The organism is Streptomyces sp. UW30 (assembly GCF_008042075.1).
In the GTDB taxonomy this organism is placed as follows: domain Bacteria; phylum Actinomycetota; class Actinomycetes; order Streptomycetales; family Streptomycetaceae; genus Streptomyces.
Map to the genome: position 1 here is coordinate 1,618 of NZ_RDBN01000024.1, position 23,940 is coordinate 25,557.

Below are 23,940 nucleotides of genomic sequence, written 5' to 3' on the forward strand. Positions count from 1 at the left end.
GCTCGGGCAGGGGACGCAGCCGGAAGGTGGGCGAGGAGTCCTGCGCCGGGCCCGGCAGCGGTGCGGGTGTCGAACAGGGTGCGGACCGGGACGTCCGTGCCGAGGTCCGCGCGCAGGCGGTTGGCGACGCGGATCGCGGACAGGGAGTGGCCGCCGAGTGCGAAGAAGTCGTCGTCGGCGCCGATCCGTTCGAGGCCGAGCACCTCCGCGAAGACCGTGCAGAGCAGTTCCTCGTACGGGGTCGCGGGCGGGCGGCCCGTGCCCGTGCGGGCGTCCGGCGGGGCGGGCAGCGCCTTGCGGTCGACCTTGCCGTTCGGGGTCAGGGGGAGGGTGTCCAAGGGGACGTACACGGCAGGGACCATGTGCTTGGGCAGCACCGCGGACGCGCGCTCCCGCAGCCGGTCGCGGTCGGTCCCTGCCGGTACGACATAGGCGACCAGGCGGGGTTCCCCGCCGTGGTCGGTGCGGGCCGTGACGACGGCCCGCTCGACGCCGGGCTGTGCGCCCAGCACGGATTCGATCTCACCGAGCTCGATGCGGTGGCCTCGGATCTTGATCTGGTGGTCGCTGCGGCCCGCGTACTCCAGGGCGGTGTCGCCTGCCGCATCTGTCGTCCAGCGGACGATGTCGCCCGTGCGGTACATGCGGGTGCCGGGTGGGCCGTACGGGTCGGCCACGAAGCGGTCGGCCGTGAGGGCCGGGCGGCCCAGGTAGCCGCGGGCGAGGCCGGAGCCGGTGATGTAGAGCTCGCCGTAGGAGCCGTCGGGGGTGGGGTGGAGGGTGGAGTCCAGGACGTATACGGCGGTGTTGGCGATGGGGTGGCCTATGGGGGGTGGGCCGCCTTGGAGGGGTGGGGCGAGACGGGCGGCTGTGGACCAGATCGTCGTCTCTGTGGGGCCGTAGACGTTCGTGACCGAGGCGCAGTGCGTGGCGAGGGTGTGGGCCAGGGGGTCGGGGAGTGCCTCGCCRCCGACCAGGGCGTGCAGGTTCTTCAGCGCCGGGGCGTGGTCGGTGGCGAGGGTCTGCCACAGGCTGGGGGTGGCCTGCATCAGTGTGGCGTCGGTGGTGGTGATGGCTGCCGCGAGGGCGGCGGGGTCGCGGACCGTTTCGCGGTCGGCGAGGAGGAGTTCGGCGCCGGTTGCCAACGGCACGAAGAGTTCCAGGTTGGCTATGTCGAAACCGAAGGTGGTGACGGCGAGGAAGCGGTCCGTGTTGGTCACGTGGAAGCGGGTGGCCATGTCGTGGATCAGGTTCAGGAGGGCTTCGTGGGGGACGACCACGCCCTTGGGGTGGCCGGTGGAGCCTGAGGTGTAGATGACGTATGCGGGGGCGAGTTCCGGTGCGGGTTCCGGTGCGGGTTCCGGTGCGGGTGTGTGGGTGGGCGCGCGGCCTTCGGCCGCGTCTGGGTTCCCACCCGCACCGCCCGTGCTGCTTTCGTCGTCGGGTGCGGGTGGCCCCTGTGGGGGCTGAGCGCCGTCGGCGGCCGCGGATGTGGGGCTCTCTGTGTCCAACGTCCAGACGGGGCCCGTGAGCGTGCCCTCCGTCCTCAGGAGCGGCTCCACCCTGCTGTGCGTCAGCGTCACCACCGGGGCCGCGTCGTTCAGCATGTAGCGCAGGCGGTCCGGGGGGTAGTCGGGGTCCAGGGGGAGGTACGCCGCGCCCGTCTTCAGGACGGCCAGTGCTGSCACCGCCAGGTCGACCGAGCGGTCCAGGGCCAGGGCCACCACGCGTTCGGGGGCCGCGCCCGCCGCGCGTAGGGCCGAGGCCAAGTGGTCTGCTCGGGTGTGCAGTTCGGCGTAGGTCAGACGCTCCTCGCCGCAGCGCACGGCCGGCGCGTCCGGGGTGCGCTCGGCCCACTGCTCCAGGACCGGTGCCAGCAGGCCGCCCGGCAGAGCGGTGGCGGTGCTGTTGCGGGTGGCGAGGAGGCGGGTGCGCTCGGCTTCGTCGAGGAGTACGTCCAGGCGGCCGGAAGGGGCGTCGGGGCTGGTCACGGCCGCTTCGAGGAGGCGGGCGAAACGGTGGCCCAGGGCGTGGGCCACCGCGTGCGGGACGCGGGACGGCAGGTGGTTGACCGCGAGGCCGAAGGGCGTGCCGGGGAAGACCGTGAGAGTCAGGGGGTAGTGGGTCGCGGAACGGATGTCCACCGACGTCACCCGGGGGCCCGCCGTCGGCGGTGTCAGGGGCACGTCGCCCATCGGGTAGTTCTGGAACATCAGGGCCGTGTCGAAGAGCTCCCCGCGCACCGGCGTCAGCTGCTGCACCTCCGCGAGGGTCAGGTGCTCGTGTGGCAGCAGCTCGGCCTGGCCGGCCTGCACCGCGGCGAACAGCTCGGCCGGAGTGCGCCGCGGGTCCACGTCGACCCGCACGGGCAGCGTGTTGGCGAACAGGCCCACCATCTCCTCGACGCCGGGCAGTTCGGCCGGGCGGCCCGAGGAGACCGCACCGAACAGCACCGTGTCCTGGCCGGTCAGCCGCGACAGGAGAAGGGCCCAGCAGCCCTGGACGACCGAGTTGACGGTCAGGCCGCGGGCGCGGGCCAGGCGGGTGAGGCCGGCGGTGACGTCCGGGGCGAGCTCGACGGGGACCTGGGCCGGCAGCGCGTCCACGTCGCCCACGGCCCCGCCGCCCGCGTCCCCCACCAGCCGCGTCGGCTCCGACACCCCGGCGAGCGCCCGCGCCCAGGCCTCCCGCGCCGCCTCCTTGTCCTGCGCGCCGAGCCAGGAGAGGTGCGTGCGGTAGTGCGTGACCGTGGGCCGTGCGGCCGCGGTTCCCTTGCCGAACTCGGCCGCGGTTCCCTTGCCGAACTCGGCCGCGGTTCCCGTGCCGAACTCGGCCGCGCTCTCGGCCAGTTCCCGCGTCAGCATCGCCATCGACCAGCCGTCGACCAGGATGTGGTGCACCGTCCACAGCAGCCGGCTGCGGCCCTGTGCGCCCCTGATCAGGGTGAAGCGGTGCAGGGGCGGGCGGCTGAGGTCGAAGCGGTGGAGGCGGTCCTCGCGCGCCAGACGGTCCAGGGTCCCTGCGTCCGCGTCCGGCAACTCCCGCTCCTGCCACGGCAGTTCCACCGACTTCGGGACGACCTGGACCGCCTCGCCGGTGCGGCGGGTGCGGAAGCAGGCCTTGAGGTTCGGGTGACGTTCCAGGAGCATGGCCGCCGCCTCGCGCAGCGCCCCGGCATCGGCGTCGGTCAGGTCCTCGAAGTCGACCACCAGCTGAAGGGTGTAGAGGTCCGTTCCCTCACGATCGTATTCCGCGAGGAACAGCAGCCCCTGTTGCAGGGGCGTGAGCGGAAGGACTTCACTGATGGCGGATGGCCGATTCAAGCCGTGCTCCTCACGGAAGAGCTGGGTGGGCGGAAGTCGGGAACATTTCCGACCGCTCGACGATTTCCGATCGCGCTGACGCTGAACTGACCGGTAACTGACGCCCCGCTGACGCATTCACCGGGCGCCCGCCATGCATTCACCGGCCGTCCGCCACGGCACCCGCCACCTCCGAAGCACGTTGCCGAGCCCGTAGGACGCCCCCACTGGCGCTGTCAGCAGCCCGTCAGCACCTCGTCAGCGTCCGGCGACAGGCTTGGCGGCGAGGCTCATTCGTCGCCGAAGGCCAGGAGTGCCAGTGCCGGTTATATCCGCGTCGCATGAATTCGATGTCAGCGACCTCTTCGTGAATCTGCAACCGTTCTTCGGGCGCCGTCTCTTTCTCAAGGTCGAGGGATTCAACTTCGCCGGCTCCATCAAGCTGAAGGCGGCCCGGGAGATGGTCGCGCAGGCCGAGGCCGCGGGCGCGCTCCGCCCCGGCTCGACCCTGGTGGAGTCCTCGTCCGGCAACATGGGCGTCGCCCTGGCCCTGCTCGCCGCGAGCCGCGGATTCAGGTTCCTGTGCGTCACCGACTCCCGCTGCAACGCCGTGACCCGGCGCACCATGGAGTCGCTCGGCGCCGAGGTGCACGTCATCACCGAGCCGCACGAGACCGAGGGCTTCCTCGGCGCCCGGATCCGCCACGTCAAGGCGCTGCTGGCCGCCGACGACAAGAAGGTCTGGCTCAACCAGTACCTCAGCCCCGGCAACTGGATGGCCCACTACCGCACCACCGCGCCCGCCATCGCCCGCCAGTTCCCCGACCTGAACGTGCTGTTCGTCGGGGCGGGCACCACGGGCACCCTGATGGGCTGCGCCCGCTACTTCCGCGAGCGGCGGCCCTCGGTGCGGGTGGTCGCCGTCGACAGCGTCGGCTCGGTCACCTTCGGCCGACCCGCGGCCACCCGGCACATCCCCGGCCTCGGCACCAGCGTGCGGCCGGCGTTGCTCGACGAGTCCCTGGTCGACGCCGTCGTCCATGTCCCGGAGGCGGCCACGGTGCGCACCTGCCGGGAACTGATGCGGCACGGATTCTCCTTCGGCGGCTCCACCGGAACCGCCGTCACCGGAGCGCTGAGCTGGCTCTCCGAGCAATACGGCGACGCCGCCTCCGGTATTCGCGAGCAGGTGACCGCGGTGACCATTTCCCCGGATCTGGGCGAGCGCTATATGGAGACCGTTTACCACGACGAATGGGTCACCCATTCCCTCGGCCCCGAATCCCTCACGGCGAACGCCGAAGGGGCCTGGGCGGGGACGGAATCAACGGCCGGCCTCGAGACGGTTTCCGGCTGAACGGCACAAGCGGACGATTTGGTTGAGGCGCTGAGAATGACGGAGAGCAAAGCGATGACGACAAACCGAGGCGCCGTCCTCCCGCTCACCGCGGCGCAGGCCGAGATCTGGTTCGACGAACAGTTCGCCACCGGTCCGCTCGGCTACAACATGGCCGACTACATCGACCTGCGCGGACCGCTCGACCCGGACCTGCTCGGCCGGGCACTGGGCCGCCTGGGCCATGAGGCCGAGGGACTGCGTGTGCAGTTCGTGGACGAGGACGGCACCCCCGGCCAGATCATCCGGCCGCTCGCGCAACTCCCGCTGAGGCGGCTCGACTTCGGCGACGAGCCCGAGCCGCTCGCCGCCGCCGAGGCATGGATGCGCGCCGACCACGCCGACCCCCTGAAGGTCACCGACTTCCCGCTGTTCCGCGGCGCCCTGATCCACCTCGGCCCCGAGCACCACCTGCTCTACCTGTGCATGCACCACATCCTGGCCGACGGATTCAGCCGCGCCCTGCTCTACCCGAAGCTCGCCGCGCTCTACACCCGGCTTGCGGCCGGCGAGGACGAGCACGCCCTCGACGCCGACGCCATGCCGCCCTTCCACCGCCTGCTGGACGCCGAGCGCGACTACCTCGACTCGGGGCACGTCGAGCGCGACCGCGCACACTGGACCGCACGCCTCACCGCCGGCGCCCACGGCCCCGCACCCGAACTCGTCTCGCTGTCGGCCCGGCAGCCCGCCCCCGGCCGCAGCGCCCTGCGCCACACCGCCCGCCTCTCCGTCGAGGCCACCGACGCCCTGCGCGCCCTCGCCCGGGACGGCAAGGTCACCATGCCCGTCGTCATGGTCGCCGCGGCCGCCGCCTACACCCAGCGCGCCACCGGCGTCGACCGCCCGCTGCTCACCCTGCCGGTGACCGGCCGGGTCGGCGCCGCCAGCCGCGAGATCCCCGGCATGCTCGCCAACTACCTGCCGCTCGCGGTGCCGGTACGCCCCGACACCACCCGCACCCAGCTGCTGCGCCGGGCCTGGATCGAGGTGTCGGGCGCCCTGAAGCACCAGCGCTACCGCGGTGACCGCATCCGCCGCGACATCGGCCTGCGCACCGACGACCGGCGCCCCTTCGGACCGTTCATCAACGTCCTCAACCAGGACCCGGCGCTCGCCTTCGCCGACGCCTGCGACGGCACGATCGTCAACCTGTCCACGGGCATCGTCAACGACCTCATCATCACCGTCCTCAACACCGCCGACGGCACGATGGAGATCCACCTCGACGGCAACCCGGAGCTGTACACGTCGGCCGAACTCGCCACCCACCTGGCCCGCTTCGAGGCCTTCCTCACCTCCCTCGCCGCCCTGCCCGCCGACCACCCCGTCGGCCGTATCGGCCTGGGCGCCCCCGGCGAGCCCCGCGGCCTGCTCGGTTCCTGGGACCGCGACGCCGAACGAGCCACGTACGAGGGGCTCGTGGAGTGCGTACGCGCCGTCGCGGCGACCTCGCCCGACGCCGTCGCCGTGTCCGACGGCACGGAGAGTCTCACCTACCGCGAGCTGCTGACCCGCGCCGCCGGTGTGGCCGCCCGCCTGCGCGCCTCGGGCATGGAACCCGGCGCGGTGGTCGCCATGCTCGCCGACCCCGGGGTGCCGTTCGTGGCGGGTGTGCTGGGGGTGCTGGGCGCGGGCGGCGCGTATCTGCCGTTGGACCCGGCCGCCCCCGCCGCCCGCAACGCGGGCCTCCTCCAGGACAGCGGCGCCCGCCACCTCCTGACCGGCGCCGGCCACGACACCCCGGCCCCGGACGTCACCGCCCTCCAGCTCACCGACCCCTCCGACGCCACCTGCACGACCGAACTCCCCGCCATCGGGGACGGGTTGGACCTGGCGTATGTGATGTTCACGTCGGGGTCGACGGGTCGCCCGAAGGGGGCGATGGTGCAGCGCTCCGGGATGGTGAACCACCTGTGGGCGAAGGTGGGGGACCTGGACTTGGTCGCGGGTGAGGCGGTGGTGCAGAACGCGCCGCTGACGTTCGACGTGTCGGTGTGGCAGATGCTGGCGCCGCTGCTGGTGGGCGGTCGGGTGCGGGTGTCGGGTACGGAGATGGCGGCGGATCCGGCGGGGCTGTTCGCGATGGTGCGCGAGGAGCGGGTGGCCGTACTGGAGGTCGTTCCCTCCTTGCTGCGGGCCGCCCTGGACGCCTGGGACCTGGACGGGCGTGCTTCTGAGCTGCCGGATCTGCGCTGGCTGATGGTGACCGGCGAGGCGCTGCCCGCCGACCTGTGCGAGCGGTGGCACGCCCGCTACCCGCGCATCCCGCTGATGAATGCCTACGGTCCGACGGAGTGCTCGGACGACGTGACGCACGCGGTCATCCGCGCCGAGGACGACCTCGGTGGCCGGGTGCCGATCGGCGGCGCGGTCCGCAACACGCGGCTCTACGTCCTCAGCGACGAACTCCAGCCGGTGCCGGTGGGCGTCCCCGGTGAGCTCTACGTCGGTGGCGCCGGCGTCGGACGCGGCTATCTGCACGACCCGTCCCGCACCGCTGGCACGTTCATGGCCGACCCCTTCGGGCCCTCGGGTTCCCGTATGTACCGGACCGGTGACCGGGTGATCCAACGCCCGGACGGACAGCTGGAGTTCATCGAGCGACGTGACCACCAGGTCAAGATCCGGGGCCGCCGGGTCGAGACCGGCGAGATCGAGGCCGTCATCCGCTCCCTGGAGAGCGTGGTCGACGCCGCCGTCGCCGTACTGCCCGACGCGTCCGGCAATCCGCGTCTGGTCGGCTATCTGACCGGGCCGGGCGTGGACGCCGGGCAGGTGCGCGACGAGCTGGCCCAGTTGCTGCCCGCGTACATGATCCCGTCCTCCTGGCTGGTCCTGGACGCCATGCCGCTCACGCCGAACGGCAAGCTCGACCGCAAGGCCCTGCCGCAGCCCGCGCTGGGTGGGCAGGAGTCGGTGCGCGGGCCGCGTACCGAGCGCGAGCGAGTGCTGTGCGGGATCTACGCGGAGGTGCTCGGCACCCGGGACGTCGGCATCGACGAGGACTTCTTCGCCCTCGGCGGCGACAGCATCCGCTCCATCCAGGTCGTCAGCCGCGCCCGGAGCGCCGGCCTCGCCCTGACCACGCGGGACGTCTTCGAGCACAAGACCGTCGCCGCCCTTGCCCGCGCCGCGGGCAGCCTCGACGCCGACGCGACGCGCGAGCCGGAGGACGACGCGGGCGGCGTGGGGCCGTACGAACTCACACCGATCATGGGGCAGTTGCACGAGGACACCAGTTCCCTGACCGGGCCCGTCGTCAAGTACAGCCAGCATGTCGTCGTGCATGTGCCGGCCGGGCTCGACGCCGAGCTGCTCGACGCCGCCCTGCACGCACTGGTCGACCACCACGACGCCCTGCGCACCCGTGCCACCGAACCGGCACCCGGGCTGTGGCACACGGAGGTGCTGGAGCGCGGCGCGCTGGCCGGCGTACGGCTGGTGGCGAGCGCGGACGCGGGCGGTGCGCGGGGCAAGGACCTGCTCGCGTTCGCCGAGCGGCAGGCCGCGGCGGCGCGTGCGCGGCTGGACCCGGGCGCGGCGGTGATGCTCCAGGCAGTGCTGATCGCTCCCGCCGCAGCCGACTGCACCCCTGGGCCGACGGGCACTGGGCCGACCTTCAGGGGCGCGGGGAACTGCGCGACCAGCCCCCACGGACCGGCAGCCGCCGACGGACCCGAACTCTCCTCACCCGCCGGCGACACCGCCGTCCTCGTGCTGTGCGGCCACCACCTCGTCGTGGACGGCGTGTCCTGGCGGATCCTGCTGCCCGACCTGGCCGCCGCCTGCGCGGCGCTCGCCGAGGGCCGTGCCCCCGCACCCGACCCCGTCGGCACCTCGTACCGCGCCTGGTCGCGGCTGCTCGCCGAGCAGGCCCGCACCGAGGTGCGCGGCGCCGAACTCGCCCTGTGGCAGCGAATCCTGGACGGCCCCGACCCGCTGGTCGGCACCCGGCGCCTCGACCTCGCCAAGGACGTGTACGGCACCCGGCGCACGCTGCGCCTCGAACTCGGCCCTGAGGTCACCGGACCGCTGCTCACCGACGTCCCCGCAGCCTTCCACGCGGAGGTCAACGACGTCCTGCTGACCGGGCTCGCCCTGGCCGTCGCCGACTGGCGCCGAAGGCACGGGCACACCCACTTCGCGCAGACCCTGATCGAGCTGGAGGGCCACGGCCGCGAGCAGCTCGCCGAGGGCCTGGACCTGTCCCGCACCGTCGGCTGGTTCACCAGCGCCTTCCCGCTGCGCCTCGACCCCGGCGCCCTGGACTGGGACGAGGTGTGGGCGGGCGGCCCCGCCCTGGCCGCCGCCCTGAAGCGGGTCAAGGAACAACTGCGCGCCCTGCCCGACCGGGGCGTCGGCCACGGCCTGCTGCGCTACCTCAACCCGCACGCCGCCCGCGTCCTCGCCCCGTACGAGCGCCCGCAGCTCGGCTTCAACTACATGGGCCGCTTCGACGCCCGCGAGGACCGGCTGTGGGAACCCGCGGGCGGCGACGGCGTCGTCGGCACCGGCGCCCACCCCGCCATGCCGCTGCCGCATCTCCTCGACGTCACCCCGGCCACCGAGGACCGCCACGACGGCCCGCACCTGATCGCCAACTGGGCGTGGGCCGGGCAGGCGGTCGCCGAGGACGACGCCCGGGACATCGCCGAGACCTGGTTCCGTGCCCTGGAGCTGCTGGTCCGGCACACCGCGACGCCCGGCGCGGGCGGCCGTACACCGTCCGACCTGCCGCTGGTGGACCTCACGCAGGACGAGATCGAGACGTACGAGGCGGAACTCGCGGGCGCCGGCACGACCCTGACCGACGTCCTGCCGCTCACCCCGCTCCAGCAGGGCCTGCTCTTCCACGCCGACTACGACCAGGACGCGACGGACGTCTACACCCTCCAGATCGTCGCCGAACTGGAGGGCGACATCGACCCGGCCGTCCTGCGCGCCGCCGGCCAGGCGCTCCTCGACCGGCACCCGAACCTGCGCGCCGCCTTCCGCGCCCGCGCCACCGGCGACCCCGTGCAGCTCGTCCCCGACCACGCCGAACTGCCGTGGCAGGAGACCGACCTGCGCGATCTGCCGGAGCCGCAGCGCACCGCCGAGCTCGACCGGATCACCGAGGCCGAGCGCACCCGCCGCTTCGACCTGACCGCCCCGCCGCTGCTGCGGTTCGCGCTGGTCACCCACGGCGAGGGACGGCACCGCTTCATCTGGACCAGCCACCACATCCTCGTCGACGGCTGGTCGATGCCGCTGCTCGTGCGGGAGCTGTTCGCCCTGTGCCGCACGGACGCGGACGCCACGCTGCTGCCCGACCCGGCCCCCTACCGCGCCTACCTCGCCTGGCTCGCCGACCAGGACCGCGAGGCGGCCCGGGCGGCCTGGCGTACGGCACTGGACGGCGTCGACGAGCCGACCCTGCTCGTCCCGGCCGACCCCGACCGGGCGCCGGTGCTGCCCGAGGCCGTGCGCGCCGAGGTCCCGCGCGAGCTGACCGCCGCCCTGTCCGGCTGGGCCCGCGCCCGGGGCCTCACCCTCAACACCGTCGTCCAGGGCTGCTGGGCGCTGCTCCTTGGCCGGCTCACCGGACGCCAGGACGTCGTCTTCGGCGCCGTCACCTCCGGCCGCCCGGCCGAGGTGCCCGAAGTCGAGTCGATGATCGGCATGTTCCTCACCACCGTGCCGGTCCGCGTCCGCCTGCATCCCGCCGCCACGCTCACCGAGCTCCTGCACACCGTCCAGGACCGGCAGACCGCGCTCATGCCGCACGAGCACCTGGGCCTCGCCGAGATCCACAAGGCGGCCGGTCTTGCGGGCGAGGTCTTCGACACGGTGGTCCTCTTCGAGAACTTCCCGCTGGACGCGGCCGGCCCCGACCAGGGCGCCGACGGCACCCGCGTGCTGCGCACCGAGGCCAGGGACGCACGCCACCACCCGCTGAGCATGGCGGTCTTCCCCGGCGACGCCCTGACCCTGCGGCTCGACTACGCACCGGACCAGTTCACCCGTGCCGACGTCGAACGCATCGCCCTGATGTTCCGCCACCTGCTGCACACCGTCGCCGACACCCCGGCCCTCCCGCTCGCCCGGATCGACGTGACGGCCCCGGCGACCCTCGCCGGATCCGGCACCCCCGGCGAACTCGGCGGCCTGCTCGGCACCTGGGACCCCTCGATCCCCGAGGAGAGCCTGGGCGTCGTGGAGCGGGTACGCGCGGTGGCCGACCGCATCCCCGACGAGCCCGCGGTGACGGACGGCACGACCTCCCTCACCTACCGGGAACTGGTCGAGACGTCCGGCGGCCTGTCCGTACGCCTCACCGCGGCCGGGGTGACGACCGGCTCCGTGATCGCGATGCTCGCGGACCCCGGGGTGCCGTTCGTGGCGGGCGTGCTGGGCGTCCTGGGTGCCGGTGGCGCCTACCTGCCGCTGGACCCGGCCGCCCCTGCCGCCCGCAACGCCGGCCTGCTGCGGGACAGCGGCGCCGGGTACCTGCTGGTGGGCGGCGCGTACGAGGCACAGGCCCGCGAGATCGCCGGTGACGTCACCGTCCTCGTCCTGGAGGACACCCTCACCGACCGCGCCGTGCCGCCCACCGTCGGCGGTGGCCTCGACCTGGCGTATGTGATGTTCACGTCGGGGTCGACGGGTCGCCCGAAGGGGGCGATGGTGCAGCGATCGGGGATGGTCAATCACCTGTGGGCGAAGGTGGGGGACCTGGACTTGGTCGCGGGTGAGGCGGTGGTGCAGAACGCGCCGCTGACCTTCGACGTGTCGGTGTGGCAGATGCTGGCGCCGCTGCTGGTGGGCGGTCGGGTGCGGGTGTCGGGTACGGAGATGGCGGCGGATCCGGCGGGGCTGTTTGCCATGGTGCGCGAGGAGCGGGTGGCCGTACTGGAGGTCGTTCCTTCCCTGCTGCGGGCCGCCCTGGACGCGTGGGATCTCGACGGCCGGGCGCCTGAACTACACGCTCTTCGCTGGCTGATGGTGACCGGCGAGGCGCTGCCCGCCGATCTCTGTGAGCGGTGGCATGCCCGCTATCCCCGGGTGCCGCTGATGAACGCCTACGGTCCGACCGAGTGCTCGGACGACGTGACGCACGCGGTGATCCGGGCCGGGGACACGCTCGCCGGCCGAGTACCCATCGGCGGCGCGGTCCGCAACACGCGGCTCTACGTCCTCAGCGACGAACTCCAGCCGGTGCCGATGGGCGTACCCGGTGAGCTCTACGTCGGTGGCGCCGGCGTCGGACGCGGCTATCTGGACGATCCCGCGCGTACGGCAGGCACCTTCATGGCGGATCCGTTCGCGGGGCCCGGTACGCGGATGTACCGGACCGGTGACCGCGTGGTCCAACGCCCGGACGGGCAGCTGGAGTTCATCGAGCGCCGGGACCACCAGGTCAAGATCCGGGGCCGGCGCGTCGAGCTCGGCGAGATCGAGGCCGCCGTCCGCGGGCTCGACCAGGTCACCGACGCCGCTGTGGCCGTCGTACCTGACGCCTCCGGCAACCCGCGTCTGGTCGGCTATCTGACCGGGCCGGGGGTGGACGCCGGGCAGGTGCGCGACGAGGTGGCCCAGTTGCTGCCCGCCTACATGATCCCGTCCTCCTGGCTGGTCCTGGGCGCCATGCCGCTCACCCCGAACGGCAAGCTCGACCGCAAGGCCCTGCCCCTGCCGGAGCGGACGGACGAGACGCAGCAGGCGCGCGCCCCGCGTGACGAGCGCGAGGAGATCCTCTGCGGGATCCTCGCCGAGGTGCTCGGCATGCCGGCCGTCGGCATCGACGAGGACTTCTTCGCCCTCGGCGGCGACAGCATCCGCTCCATCCAGGTCGTCAGCCGCGCCCGCACTGCCGGCCTCGCGCTGACCACGCGGGACGTGTTCACGCACCGCAGCGCCGCCGCGCTCGCCCGGGCCGCGGGCGCGGTCGGGGCGGAGCCCGCCCCGGAGCCCGAGGGCGACCTGATCGAGCTGACCGACGAGGAACTCGCCGATCTGGAATTCGAGTTGAGTGAGGATCTGTCGTGACCGAGCCCACAACCGGGTCGAAGAGCAGGGCCAGATCGAGGATCAGCGAAGTACTCCCGCTCTCCCCGCTCCAGCAGGGCCTGCTCTTCCTGTCCTCGTACGACCGCACCGCCCCCGACCACTACACCCTCCAGTTCGTCGCGGACATCGACGGCGACGTGGCGGAACTGGAGCAACGGCTGCGCTCCGCCTCCGCCGCGCTGCTGCGCCGCCACCCCAACCTGCGGGCCTGCTTCCGCAACCGGAAGAACGGCGAGCCCGTCCAGGTCGTCCCGCACGAGGACGAGGTGCAGCCGCGGTGGACGGTGCACGACCTCACCGTGCTGCCCGAGGCGCAGCGGGAGCCCGAGGCCCTCCGGCTGGCCCGGGAGGACCGGCTGCGACGGATCGACCCGGCCCGCCCGCCGCTGATGCGGTTCGCGCTGCTGCGGCTGGGCGAGCGCCGCTGCCGGCTGGTGTGGTCCGTGCACCACATCCTGGTCGACGGCTGGTCGCTGCCGCTGGCCGTGCGCGAGCTGACCCTCCTCGCGGACGAGCGGGGCGCGGCCGGGCTGCCCGAGCCCGCCGCCTACCGCTCCTTCCTGACCTGGCTCAGCACCCGTGACCGTGCCGCGGACCGCGCGGCCTGGGCGGGACTGCTGGACGGCCTCGACGGGCCCGTGCGGGTCGCGCCGGAAGCGACCGCCACGGACGCCGAACTCCTGGAATCCGCAAGGGACTTCCTGCCCGAGCGGGAGACGGCCGCCCTCACGGCCTGGGCGCGCCGGCGGGGACTGACGCTCAACTCCGTGGTGCAGGGCTGCTGGGCGGTGCTGCTGGGCCGGCTCACCGGCCGCGAGGACGTCGTCCTCGGCGCCGTCACCTCCGGGCGGCCCGCCGAAGTGCCGGGCGTCGAGTCGATGATCGGGCTGTTCGCCAACACCCTGCCGGTGCGCGCCGACGTGCGCCCCGGGCGGCGGGCCGGCGACCTGATCGAGGAACTGGCCCGGCAGCAGCTGGCGATGATGCCGCACGAGCACCTGCCGCTCGCCGAGGTCCAGTCCGCCAGCGGCATCCAGGGCGAACTCTTCGACACCGTCCTCGCCTTCCAAAGCTACCCGCTGGACGAGGAGGGTCTGCGCCGGGAGACCGGCGGCGCGGTGAGCGCGGCCCACGTGCACTCCGCGACGCACTACCCGCTCCACCTCACGGTGCTGCCGGGGGAGCGGCTTGAACTGCAACTGGCGTACCGGAAAACCGTGCCGGGCGCCGACGGCGTCCTCGGCCGGCTCGTGCAGGTCCTGCGCGAGGTCGCCGCCGACCCGGACGTCCTCCTCGCCCACCTCGGCGGGCTCGACCCGCAGGAGGAGCGGCGGATCCTCACGGAGTGGAGCGGCGCCCCACAAGCCGTACCGGCGCCCTCCCGCCGTACGACCGTCCCGGAGCTGTTCGCCGCGCAGGCCGCGCGCACCCCGGACGCCGTGGCGGTGACCGCCGGCGCCGACCGCCTCACCTACCGGCAGCTCGACGAGCGCGCCAACCGGCTCGCGCACCTCCTCGCGGCCCGGGGCGCCGGGCCCGAGGCGTTCGTGGCGGTCGCACTGCCGCGCGGCGCCGACCTGATCGTCGCCGTCCTCGCCGTGCTCAAGGCGGGCGCCGCCTATCTGCCCCTCGAACCGGCCCACCCCGCCGACCGCGTCGCCCACACCCTGCGCGACGCCCGCCCCGTGCTCCTGCTGACCAGCAGCGACGCCGACCTGCCCGCCGCCCCCGGCCTGGCGCGACTCGACCTCGACGCCGACGGGACCCGAGCCGAACTCGCCGCCCACCCGGCCACCGACTTCCGGGCCGCCGTGTCCCCCGAGCACGCGGCCTACGTCATCTACACCTCCGGCTCCACCGGCCGCCCCAAGGGCGTGGTGATCCCGCACCAGAACGTCGTGCGCCTGCTCGACCGCACCGAGGCCTGGTTCGGGTTCGGGCCCGACGACGTGTGGACGCTGTTCCACTCCATCGCCTTCGACTTCACCGTCTGGGAGCTGTGGGGCGCCCTGCTGTACGGCGGCCGTCTCGTCGTCGTGCCGTACGACGTCTCCCGCTCGCCCGACGCCTTCCGCGAGCTGCTCGCCCGCGAACGGGTCACCGTCCTCAACCAGACCCCGTCCGCCTTCTACCAGCTGATGCGCGCCGACGCCGAGGCGTGGAGCGAACTCGCCCTGCGCCACGTGGTGTTCGGCGGCGAGGCGCTCGACATCGGCCGCCTCGGCGACTGGTACGCACGGCACGCCGACGACGCCCCGCGCCTGGTCAACATGTACGGCATCACCGAGACCACGGTCCACGTCTCCTACCAGGAGCTGGACGCCACCACGGCCGCCGCCGGCGGGGGCAGCGTGATCGGGCGCGGCATCCCCGACCTGCGGGTGTACGTCCTCGACCCGGCCCTGCGCCCCGTCCCGGCCGGCGTGCCCGGCGAGCTGTACGTCGCCGGTCCGGGCCTCGCCCGCGGCTACCTGGGGCGCCCCGACCTGACCGCCGACCGCTTCGTGGCCTGCCCGTTCGGCCCGGCCGGCGCGCGCATGTACCGCACCGGCGACCTCGGACGGTGGCGGGCCGACGGCACCCTCGAATACCTGGGCCGCGCCGACCAGCAGATCCAGCTGCGCGGCTTCCGCATCGAGCTCGGCGAGATCGCCACGGTCCTCGGCCGTCATCCGGGCGTCGCCGAGGCGGCGGTGGTGGCGCGGGAGGACCGGCCGGGGGACCAGCGGCTGGTGGCGTACGTGGTGTCCGACGCCGAACTCGGCCTCGAGCTCAGAGAGTTCGCGAGCCGTCAGCTGCCCGACTACATGGTCCCGTCGGCAGTCGTACGGCTGCCGGCGCTCCCCCTGACCGCCAACGGCAAGCTCGACCGCCGCGCCCTGCCGGCGCCGGAGTACGCCACGTCGGACCGCGCCCCGCGCACCCGCGAGGAAGAGGCGCTGAGCGCGATCTTCGCCGAGGTGCTCGGGCTCGAACGTGTCGGCGTCGACGACGACTTCTTCGCGCTCGGCGGACACTCCCTGCTCGCGACCCGCATCATCAACCGCGTCCGCGCCGAACTCGGCGCCGAGCTGGGCGTACGCGACCTCTTCGAGGCCCCGTCCGTCGCCGCGCTCGCCACCCGCGTCCCGACCGCGGCCCCCGGCAGGGCGCCACTCACAGCCCGCCCGCGCCCCGACACGCTGCCCCTGTCGTACGCCCAGCAACGCCTGTGGTTCATCGAACACCTCGGCGCCCCCGACGGCCTCTACAACATCCCCCTCGCGGTACGCCTGTCCGGCCCACTGGACGTGCCGGCGCTGGAGGCGGCGCTGGGCGACGTGGTGGCCCGCCACGAGTCACTGCGGACGGTGTTCCCGGCGCGGCCGGAGACGGCGTCCGACCTGGACAGCAGCGCCCTTCCGGGGCACGGCGAGACCGACGCGCACGACAGCGCCCCAAAGGGGCGCGGGGCCGTGACATATGCGGCTCCGCCGCGATGGGGGTCCCCCCTGTTCGAGCGAAGTCGAGAAGCTYGGGGGAGCGACCAGCCACGACGGACCCCCAGCCGCCAGACCACACAACACGGCACTTCCTCACACGCCATCGGCCCCGCCGAACAACGCGTGCTCACGCCGGCCGAAGCCCCAGTACCCCTACCGGTGATCGCCCTCGACGAGGCCGCACTGCCCGACGCACTGGCCACCGAGGCAGCCCGCGGCTTCGACCTGGAGCGAGAGATCCCGCTACGCGCCCACCTGTTCACGCTCGCCCCGAACGACCACGTCCTCCTCCTCGTCCTGCACCACATCACCGCGGACCGCTGGTCCCTCGCCCCCCTCACCCGCGATCTCACCACCGCCTACGAGTCCCGCCGCACCGGCCGCACCCCCGAACTGCCGCCGCTCACCGTGCAGTACGCCGACTACACCCTCTGGCAGCGGGACCTGCTCGGCGACGAGAACGACCCCGACAGCGAACTCGCCCGCCAACTCGCGCACTGGACCAAGGCCCTCGACGGCCTGCCCGAGGAGCTCCAGCTCCCCTTCGACCTCCCGCGAGGCACCCGCTCCGGCCACCACGGCGGCCTCGTCAGGACCGACGCCCCCCGAGAGCTGGTCGCGGCGCTGCGGCGACTCGCGGCCGAGTGGGGCGTCAGCACGTTCATGGTGCTGCAGGCCGCCCTCGCCGCCCTGCTCACCCGCCTCGGCGCCGGCACCGACATCCCGCTCGGCACCCCCGTGGCGGGCCGCGCCGACGAGCGGCTCGACGACCTGGTCGGCATGTTCGTCAACACGCTCGTGCTGCGCACCGACACCGACGGCGACCCGGCCTTCCGCCAACTGGTCGAGCGGGTGAGGGAGTTCGACCTCGCCGCCTACCGCAACCAGGACGTGCCCTTCGAGAAACTCGTCGAGGTGATCAACCCCGAGCGGTCGATGTCCCGGCACCCCCTGTTCCAGGTGATGGTGGGCCACCAGCAGGAGGCCGACCTGCCGCAGGGCGCCAGGAGCGGCGGCCTGGCGCTGCGGCCGCAGGACGTGCCCGGAGCCACCGCCAAGTGGGACCTGTTCTTCCAGCTCACCGAGGAGGGCGCCGACCGACTCTCGCTCGCCCTGGAGTACCGCACCGACCTCTTCGAGCCCGCCACGGCCCGCCGTATCGCCGACGCCTACCTCCGTCTGCTGGCCGCCGCGCTCGCCGAGCCCGCCCTGCCCCTGTCCCGGCTGGACCTCATCGATCCCGCCGAGCGCGCCGACCTGCTGGAGCGCGGCACCCGCCGCACCGGCACCGACCGGACCACCCTCACCGAGCTGGTGGCCCGCCGGGTCGCCGCCACCCCGGACGCGGTGGCCCTGGTCCACGCCGAGGTCGACGCAGGGCTGGTCAGCACGACGTACGGCGACCTCGACGCGGCCGCCAACCGGCTCGCGCACCTCCTCGCCGGACGCGGCATCGGCCGCGGCGACCTGGTGGCGCTGTGCCTGGAACGCGGGCCGGCCACGGTGACGGCCCTGCTGGCCATAGCCAGGACCGGCGCGGCATATCTGCCGCTGGACCCCGCCTACCCGGCGGAGCGGATGCGGGGCATGCTCGCCGACAGCGGGGCACGGCTGCTGCTGACGCAGGAGTCGCTGTCGCCGACGGTCGCGGAGCTGTCCCGAACCGAAGTCGTCGTTCTCGACGACCCCGGCATCCGGGGCAGCCTGGTCCACCTCCCCGTGACCCCGCCCACCGTCACCCCACCGACCCCGGACGACCTGCTCTACGTCATCTACACCTCCGGCTCCACCGGCCGGCCCAAGGGCGTCGCCGTCACGCACCGCGCCGCCGTACGGCTCGTCCAGGGCCTGCCCGAGTTGGAGTTCACCCCGGACGACACGTTCCTCTACTTCGCGCCGGTCGCCTTCGATGCGTCCACCTTCGAGATCTGGGGTCCGCTGACCCAGGGCGCCCGGCTCGCGATCTGCCCGCCGGGGCCCGCCGACCCCGAGGCGCTGGGGGAGTTCTGCGGCCGGGCGGGGGTGAGCGTCGCCTTCCTCACCACCCAGTTCGTCAACGCGGTCGCCGACACCCGGCCCGGCGCGCTCGCCCCGCTGCGGGTGCTGCTCACCGGCGGCGAGGCACACTCCCGCGACCACCTCGAACGGCTGCGGGCCGCCCTGCCGCAGACCCGCGTGTTCAACGTGTACGGCCCGACCGAGACCACCACCTTCGCCACCCTCCAGGACGTGGCCCACGCCGAGGACGCCCCGGCGACCGTCCCCATCGGGCTGCCCATCGGCGACACCTCGGCCTACGTCCTGGACGAGGCGCTGCGCCCGGTGCCGCGCGGTGTCGTCGGCGAGCTGTATCTTGCGGGGCCGGGCCTCGCCCTCGGGTATCTGGGGCGGCCGGGAGCGAGCGCGGAGCGGTTCGTGGCCTGCCCGTTCGGGGAGCCCGGCGAGCGCATGTACCGCACGGGCGACCTGGTGCGCTGGGACGCCCGGGGCCGCATCGACTACGTCGGCCGGGCCGACCAGCAGGTGAAGATCCGCGGCTTCCGTATCGAACCCGGGGAGATCGAGCGGCACTTGGCGGCCCACCCGGGCGTCGCGCGGGCCGCCGTCCTCGCGCCCGCCGGGCCGGGGGGACAGCGGCAGCTGGTCGCCTACGTCGTCCCCGCGGCCGGCCGTCCGGGGCCCGAACCGGACGATCTGCGCGCCCACTTGGCCCGCACGCTGCCCGGTTACATGGTGCCCGGCGTGTTCGTCCCGCTGGCCGAGCTGCCCCTCACCCCGAACGGGAAGCTCGACGTCAGGGCCTTGCCGGCCGCCGAGGCCGCCCCCGCCGACCGTGTCGTACGGCCACCGCGCACCGACGCGGAGCGGGTGCTGTGCGCGGCCGTCGCCGAGGTGCTCGGCGGGGGGCCGGTCGGGCCCGACGACGGGTTCTTCGCGCTGGGTGGGGACAGTCTCAGGGCGATCCTGCTGGTCAGCGCCGCCGGCCGGGCCGGGCTGCGGATCAGTCTTGCTGCGGTGTTCGAGCACCGGACGCTGGCGGCCTTGGCCGGTAGTGCCGAGACGGGTGGCGGTTCGGGTGCGGCGCCGTGGGGGCCGGTCGCTCCCCCAAGCTTCTCGACTTCGCTCGAACAGGGGGGACCCCCATCGCGGCGGAGCCGCATAAGTCACAGCCCCGCGCCCCTTCAGGGCGCTACCGGCGCCCTTGGACCCATGCTGCCCATACGACCCACCGGCAACCGGCCGCCGCTGTTCTGCGTCCACGGCGGGCTCGGCTTCGGGATCCCCTTCGCCGCGCTCGCCGAACACCTCGACGCCGAGCAGCCCGTGTTCGCCCTCCAGGCCCGCGGCCTCGCCGCCGACGAGCCGTTGCCGCGGGACCTCGGCGAGGTCGCCGAGGAGTACGTGGCCCGCATCCGGGGCGTGCAGCCCAGTGGGCCGTACCACCTGCTCGGCTGGTCCTACGGCGGAGTCGTCGCGCACGAGATGGCGCGGCGGCTGCGCGCGGCCGGCGAGGAGGTGGCCTATCTGGCCAACCTGGACGCCTTCCCCGACGACGCGACGGGCGCGGCGCCGACCGACGAGGAGTTCCTCGCGGACTTCCTGACCGAGGCGGGCGTCGACCCGACCGGGCTCGACCGGCTGTCCCCCTCCGGCGTCGCCGCGCACCTCGCGCGCGCCGGCGGCCCGCTCGCCGGGCTCGGTGAGGCCACCCTGGAGCGGCTGCTGGGCGTCATGCGCAACAACCTCGCCCTGTTCCAGCGGTTCACGCCCGGCCGGTTCGACGGCTGCCCCATGACGCTGTTCCTGGCGACCGGCGGCGGCCTCGGCCGGGAGGAGCGCGCCCTGAGGACCAAGAGCTGGGAGCCGCATCTCGCCGGGGCCCTCGACGTGCACGACGTCGACTGCGGCCATCAGCAGATGCTCGGCCCCGGCCCGGCGGCGGTCATCGGCCGCACCGTCGAGAGCCACCTCGCCGCGCTGACGGCCGCCCACTGAGCCGCCGTATCCGCCGTATCCGCCGTACCCGAATGTCCGACCCATCCGCACAGATCTGGAGAACCGTCATGGCCAACCCCTTCGACAACGAAGACGGCACCTTCCTCGTCCTCGTCAACGACGAAGGGCAGCACTCCCTGTGGCCGTCCTTCGCCGCCGTGCCCGAGGGCTGGCGGGTGGCGCTCGACGCGAGCGACCGTGCGACGGCCGTCGCCTATGTGGAGAGCAACTGGACCGACATGCGTCCGCTCAGCCTCCAGCGGCTGGCGGGCTGAGGTGTCCTCGTCCGACATCGCCATCCTCGCCGAGGGGCTCGGCAAGACGTACCGCTCGCACACGGCGCTGCACGGCATCGACCTGTCGGTGCCGGCCGGCACCGTCCTCGGCGTCCTCGGGCCCAACGGCGCGGGCAAGACGACCACCGTCCGGATCCTGGCCACCCTCGTGCAGCCGTCCACCGGGCGGGCCACGGTCGCCGGGCACGACGTGGTGCGCGACAGCCGCGAGGTGCGCCGGCGTATCGGCCTTGCCGGGCAGTACGCGGCCGTCGACGAGCTGCTGACGGGCCGCGAGAACATCGTGCTGCTCGCCCGGCTGCTGCGGTTCGGGCGGCGCGGGGCCGCCCGGCGCGCCACCGAACTGCTGGAGCGCTTCGAGCTGACCGAGGCCGCCGACCGTCCCGTCGGCACCTACTCCGGCGGTATGCGCCGCCGGCTCGACCTGGCCACCTGTGTCATCGGGGAGCCCGAGGTGCTGTTCCTCGACGAGCCGACCACGGGGCTCGATCCGACGAGCCGGGTCGTGCTGTGGGACGTGGTGCGCGACCTGGTCGCCGACGGGGTGACCATCCTGCTCACCACCCAGTACCTGGAGGAGGCCGACGAACTCGCCGACCGTATCGCCGTGATCGACGCGGGCCGCGTCATCGCCGAGGGCACCCCGCAGTCCCTCAAGCGGCAGGTCGGCAGCGAGCGGCTGGAGGTCACCGTGGCCCGCCCGGAGAGCCTCGGCGACGCGGTGGCCGCCCTGGCCACGCTCGGCGGCCGTCCCCCGACCGTCGACGAGAGCGCCCGCCGCGTCACGGTCCAGCTGGGCCCCGACGGCCTCGACGACGTGGCCCGCGCCGCCCTCGCTCTACGCGAGAAGGGCGTCCCCACGGCCGACTTCGAACTGCGCAGGCCCACGCTCGACGACGTCTTCTTCGACCTCACGGGCACGGGCCGGAAAGAGGGCACCCACTGATGGCCACGGCAACGACCACGCGTCCCCTGCAACCGCGCGGCGTGTTCGCCGGGCACCTCGGTGACACCCTCGCCCTAGCCGGCCGGCACCTCACGCATCTGCGGCGCTCGCCCGGCCGGCTGATCCTCGTCACCATGAACCCGCTGGTGATGCTGATCGCCGTCGGCTACCTCTTCCGCAACTCCATGCAGGTGCCGGGGAACGTCGCCTACGAGGACTTCATCATGGCCGGCATCGCCATCCAGGTCGGCCTGACCAGCGTCGGCCCGACCGCCATCGGTGTCGCGCTCGACCTGCGGCACGGCCTGGTGGACCGGTTCCGTTCGCTGCCGATCTCCCCGGTGTCGGTGCTCGTCGGGCGCACCCTGTCCGACCTGTTCGTCGGCGCGGTCAGCCTCACCGCGGTCTCCCTGGTCGGCCTCGCCGTCGGCTGGCGCCCGCACGAGGGCGTGCTGCGCACCGCCGCCGGATTCGGGGTCCTGCTCGCGTTCGTCTACGTGATGCTCTGGGTCGGAATTCTGCTCGGCACCACCCAGAAGAACATCGAGGCCATCGACGGCACCGGCGCGCTGGTCCTCGTCGTGTTCAGTTTCCTTTCCAACGCGTACGTCTCGGTGAGCGGCCTGCCCGGCTGGCTGCGCCCGGTCGCCGAATGGAATCCGGTGACGTCCGTCATCACCACCTGCCGGCGCCTGTGGGGCAATGACCCGGCCGGCGCCGCGGGCAGCGGATTCCCCGCCCAGCACCCCGGCCTCGTCACCGCCATCACCCTGTCCGCGCTGCTGGTCGTGGCGGTTGTGGGCAGCGTACGGGGCTTTCGGCGGGCCGTCGGCCGCTGAGCCGGACCCGGCGGCCGACCCCCGTCAGCGGTCCATCAGTTGGACGTCAGCGGGCAGTCACCGGCGCTGACTACTTTCGTGCGAAAGACGGATCACCGGCACACTCACGCCTTTTTCTCAACGGAGGGACAAAGCAATGACCACGGTCGCGCCCGAGCGCCTCACCCGTATCCGGGAAATCATCGCCGAGAACATCGACGTCGACCTCGACGGCCTTTCCGACACGGCCCTGTTCATCGACGAACTCGGCGCCGACTCGCTGAAGTTGATCGACGTCCTCAGCGCGCTGGAGATGGAGTACTCCATCGTCATCGACATGAACGAACTGCCCAAGATGATCAACGTGGAGGCCACCTACCAGGTGACCTCCGTGGCCGCCGGTTGGTGAGGAGAACCCACATGTCCACCGCAACCGCACGCCGCCGGGTCGTCCTGACCGGCTTCGGGGTGATCTCCAGCATCGGCACGGGCGTCGAGGAGTACACGGCGGGGCTGCGGGCCGGCCGCTCCGGGGCGCGGCCCATCACCCGGTTCGACACCGAGGGCTTCGGCCAGAACACCGCCTGCGAGGTCCCCGACTTCGAGCCCGAGCGCTGGATCCACCACGTCCCCCTGGACGACATGGGCCGCGCCGGCCAGTACGCGGTCGCCGCCGCGCGCATGGCCGTCGACGACGCCGGGCTCAGCGAGGACGACCTCGGCGAGCGGCAGGCCGTCATCACCGTCGGTACCACCGACGGGGAGTCCCACGACATCGCCGTGCTGCTGGAGCAGGAGCTGGCCGCCGGGGACCCGGAGGCGATGGACCCGGTGCTGTCCCGCCGTATCAACGCGGGCCGCCTGTCCACCGTCATCGCCCGCGAGCTGCGCATGCCGAACGTGGAGGCCACCACCGTCACCACGGCCTGCGCGGCCGGCAACTACTCCATCGGCTACGGCCTGGACGCGATCCGCTCCGGCGAGGTCGACATCGCGCTGTGCGGCGGCGCGGACGCCGTGTGCCGCAAGGCGTTCGCCCTGTTCAAGCGGTTCGGGGCGCTCACCCCGGACGTGGTGCGGCCCTTCGACAAGGACCGCCAGGGCATCCTCACCGGCGAGGGCGCCGGCATCCTCGTCCTGGAGAGCCTGGAGTCCGCCCTCGCGCGCGGCGCCCGGATCTACGCCGAGGTCCTCGGCTACGGCCTCAGCTGCGACGCCGCGCACCCCACCGCGCCCAACCGCGACGGCATCGCCCGCGGCATCCGGCTCGCCCTGGACGACGCCGGCGTCAAGCGGGAGGAGGTCGACTTCATCTCCGCGCACGGCACCGGCACCAAGGCCAACGACAAGACGGAGTCGGCCGCCATCGTCGACGTGTACGGCGACGCGGCGCCGCGCACCGTCGCCGTGAAGTCGATGCTCGGCCACTCGATGGGCGCGGCCAGCGCGCTCGGCGCCATCGCCTGCGGGCTCGCCATCGAGCACGGGTTCATCCCGCCCACCATCAACCACCGCGAGACCGACCCGGACTGCCCGCTCGACGTCGTGCCCAACCAGGCCGTCGAGGCGGACGTGCGGATCGTGCAGAACAACTCCAGCGCCTTCGCCGGCAACAACGCCGTTCTGATACTCGGCACGTACGGGGAGTGAGT

9 protein-coding genes are annotated in these 23,940 nt (G+C 73.3%); 8 read left to right on the forward strand and 1 reads right to left on the reverse strand.

The window, feature by feature from the left end; genetic code table 11:
- Positions 1-3,323: non-ribosomal peptide synthetase (locus EAO75_RS13635; RefSeq protein ID WP_147995351.1), on the reverse strand; the 3,323-nt coding region annotated here is incomplete at its 3' end.
- Positions 3,324-3,621: 298 nt separating this feature from the next.
- On the opposite strand from EAO75_RS13635, the gene sbnA reads away from it, so the two are divergent.
- The 8 genes from sbnA (at position 3,622) to EAO75_RS13680 (ending at position 23,938) form a co-directional block, all read left to right on the forward strand.
- Entirely contained in the window at positions 3,622-4,659 is a 1,038-nt protein-coding gene (gene sbnA / locus EAO75_RS13640) for a 2,3-diaminopropionate biosynthesis protein SbnA (RefSeq protein ID WP_222723945.1), read from the forward strand.
- Positions 4,660-4,713: 54 nt separating this feature from the next.
- The gene (locus EAO75_RS47285) at positions 4,714-12,729 is read left to right on the forward strand and encodes a non-ribosomal peptide synthetase (RefSeq protein ID WP_261989272.1); all 8,016 of its coding nucleotides are present in this window, start codon (positions 4,714-4,716) and stop codon (positions 12,727-12,729) included.
- On the forward strand, positions 12,726-20,228 hold the full coding sequence (locus EAO75_RS47290) for an amino acid adenylation domain-containing protein (protein ID WP_261989273.1): 7,503 nt from the start codon (positions 12,726-12,728) through the stop codon (positions 20,226-20,228). The genes EAO75_RS47285 and EAO75_RS47290 overlap by 4 nt, the downstream gene beginning before the upstream one ends.
- Before the next feature lie 68 nt (positions 20,229-20,296).
- Complete coding sequence (locus EAO75_RS13660; protein WP_147995321.1) at positions 20,297-20,503, forward strand: MbtH family protein; 207 nt, start codon at positions 20,297-20,299, stop codon at positions 20,501-20,503.
- Between the two features lies 1 nt (position 20,504).
- Positions 20,505-21,470 (forward strand): ATP-binding cassette domain-containing protein, encoded by a 966-nt coding sequence (locus EAO75_RS13665; RefSeq protein ID WP_147995322.1) that lies wholly within the window; start codon positions 20,505-20,507, stop codon positions 21,468-21,470.
- A complete protein-coding gene (locus EAO75_RS13670; RefSeq protein WP_147995323.1) occupies positions 21,470-22,309 on the forward strand; it encodes an ABC transporter permease in 840 nt (279 codons plus the stop codon). The genes EAO75_RS13665 and EAO75_RS13670 overlap by 1 nt, the downstream gene beginning before the upstream one ends.
- Positions 22,310-22,445: 136 nt before the next feature.
- Positions 22,446-22,697, forward strand: a complete 252-nt coding sequence (locus EAO75_RS13675) for an acyl carrier protein (protein WP_147995324.1) — start codon at positions 22,446-22,448, stop codon at positions 22,695-22,697.
- A gap of 11 nt (positions 22,698-22,708) precedes the next feature.
- A complete protein-coding gene (locus tag EAO75_RS13680) occupies positions 22,709-23,938 on the forward strand; it encodes a beta-ketoacyl-[acyl-carrier-protein] synthase family protein (RefSeq protein ID WP_147995325.1) in 1,230 nt (409 codons plus the stop codon).
- Positions 23,939-23,940: the final 2 nt, after the last annotated feature.

Excerpts from the sequence above, each read along its gene's own strand:
- EAO75_RS47285 (WP_261989272.1), top strand. The coding sequence starts at position 4,714 with ATGACGACAAACCGAGGCGCCGTCCTCCCGCTCACCGCGGCGCAGGCC.
- EAO75_RS13660 (WP_147995321.1), top strand. The coding sequence starts at position 20,297 with ATGGCCAACCCCTTCGACAACGAAGACGGCACCTTCCTCGTCCTCGTC.
- EAO75_RS13680 (WP_147995325.1), top strand. The coding sequence starts at position 22,709 with ATGTCCACCGCAACCGCACGCCGCCGGGTCGTCCTGACCGGCTTCGGG.
- EAO75_RS13675 (WP_147995324.1), top strand. The coding sequence starts at position 22,446 with ATGACCACGGTCGCGCCCGAGCGCCTCACCCGTATCCGGGAAATCATC.
- EAO75_RS13670 (WP_147995323.1), top strand. The coding sequence starts at position 21,470 with ATGGCCACGGCAACGACCACGCGTCCCCTGCAACCGCGCGGCGTGTTC.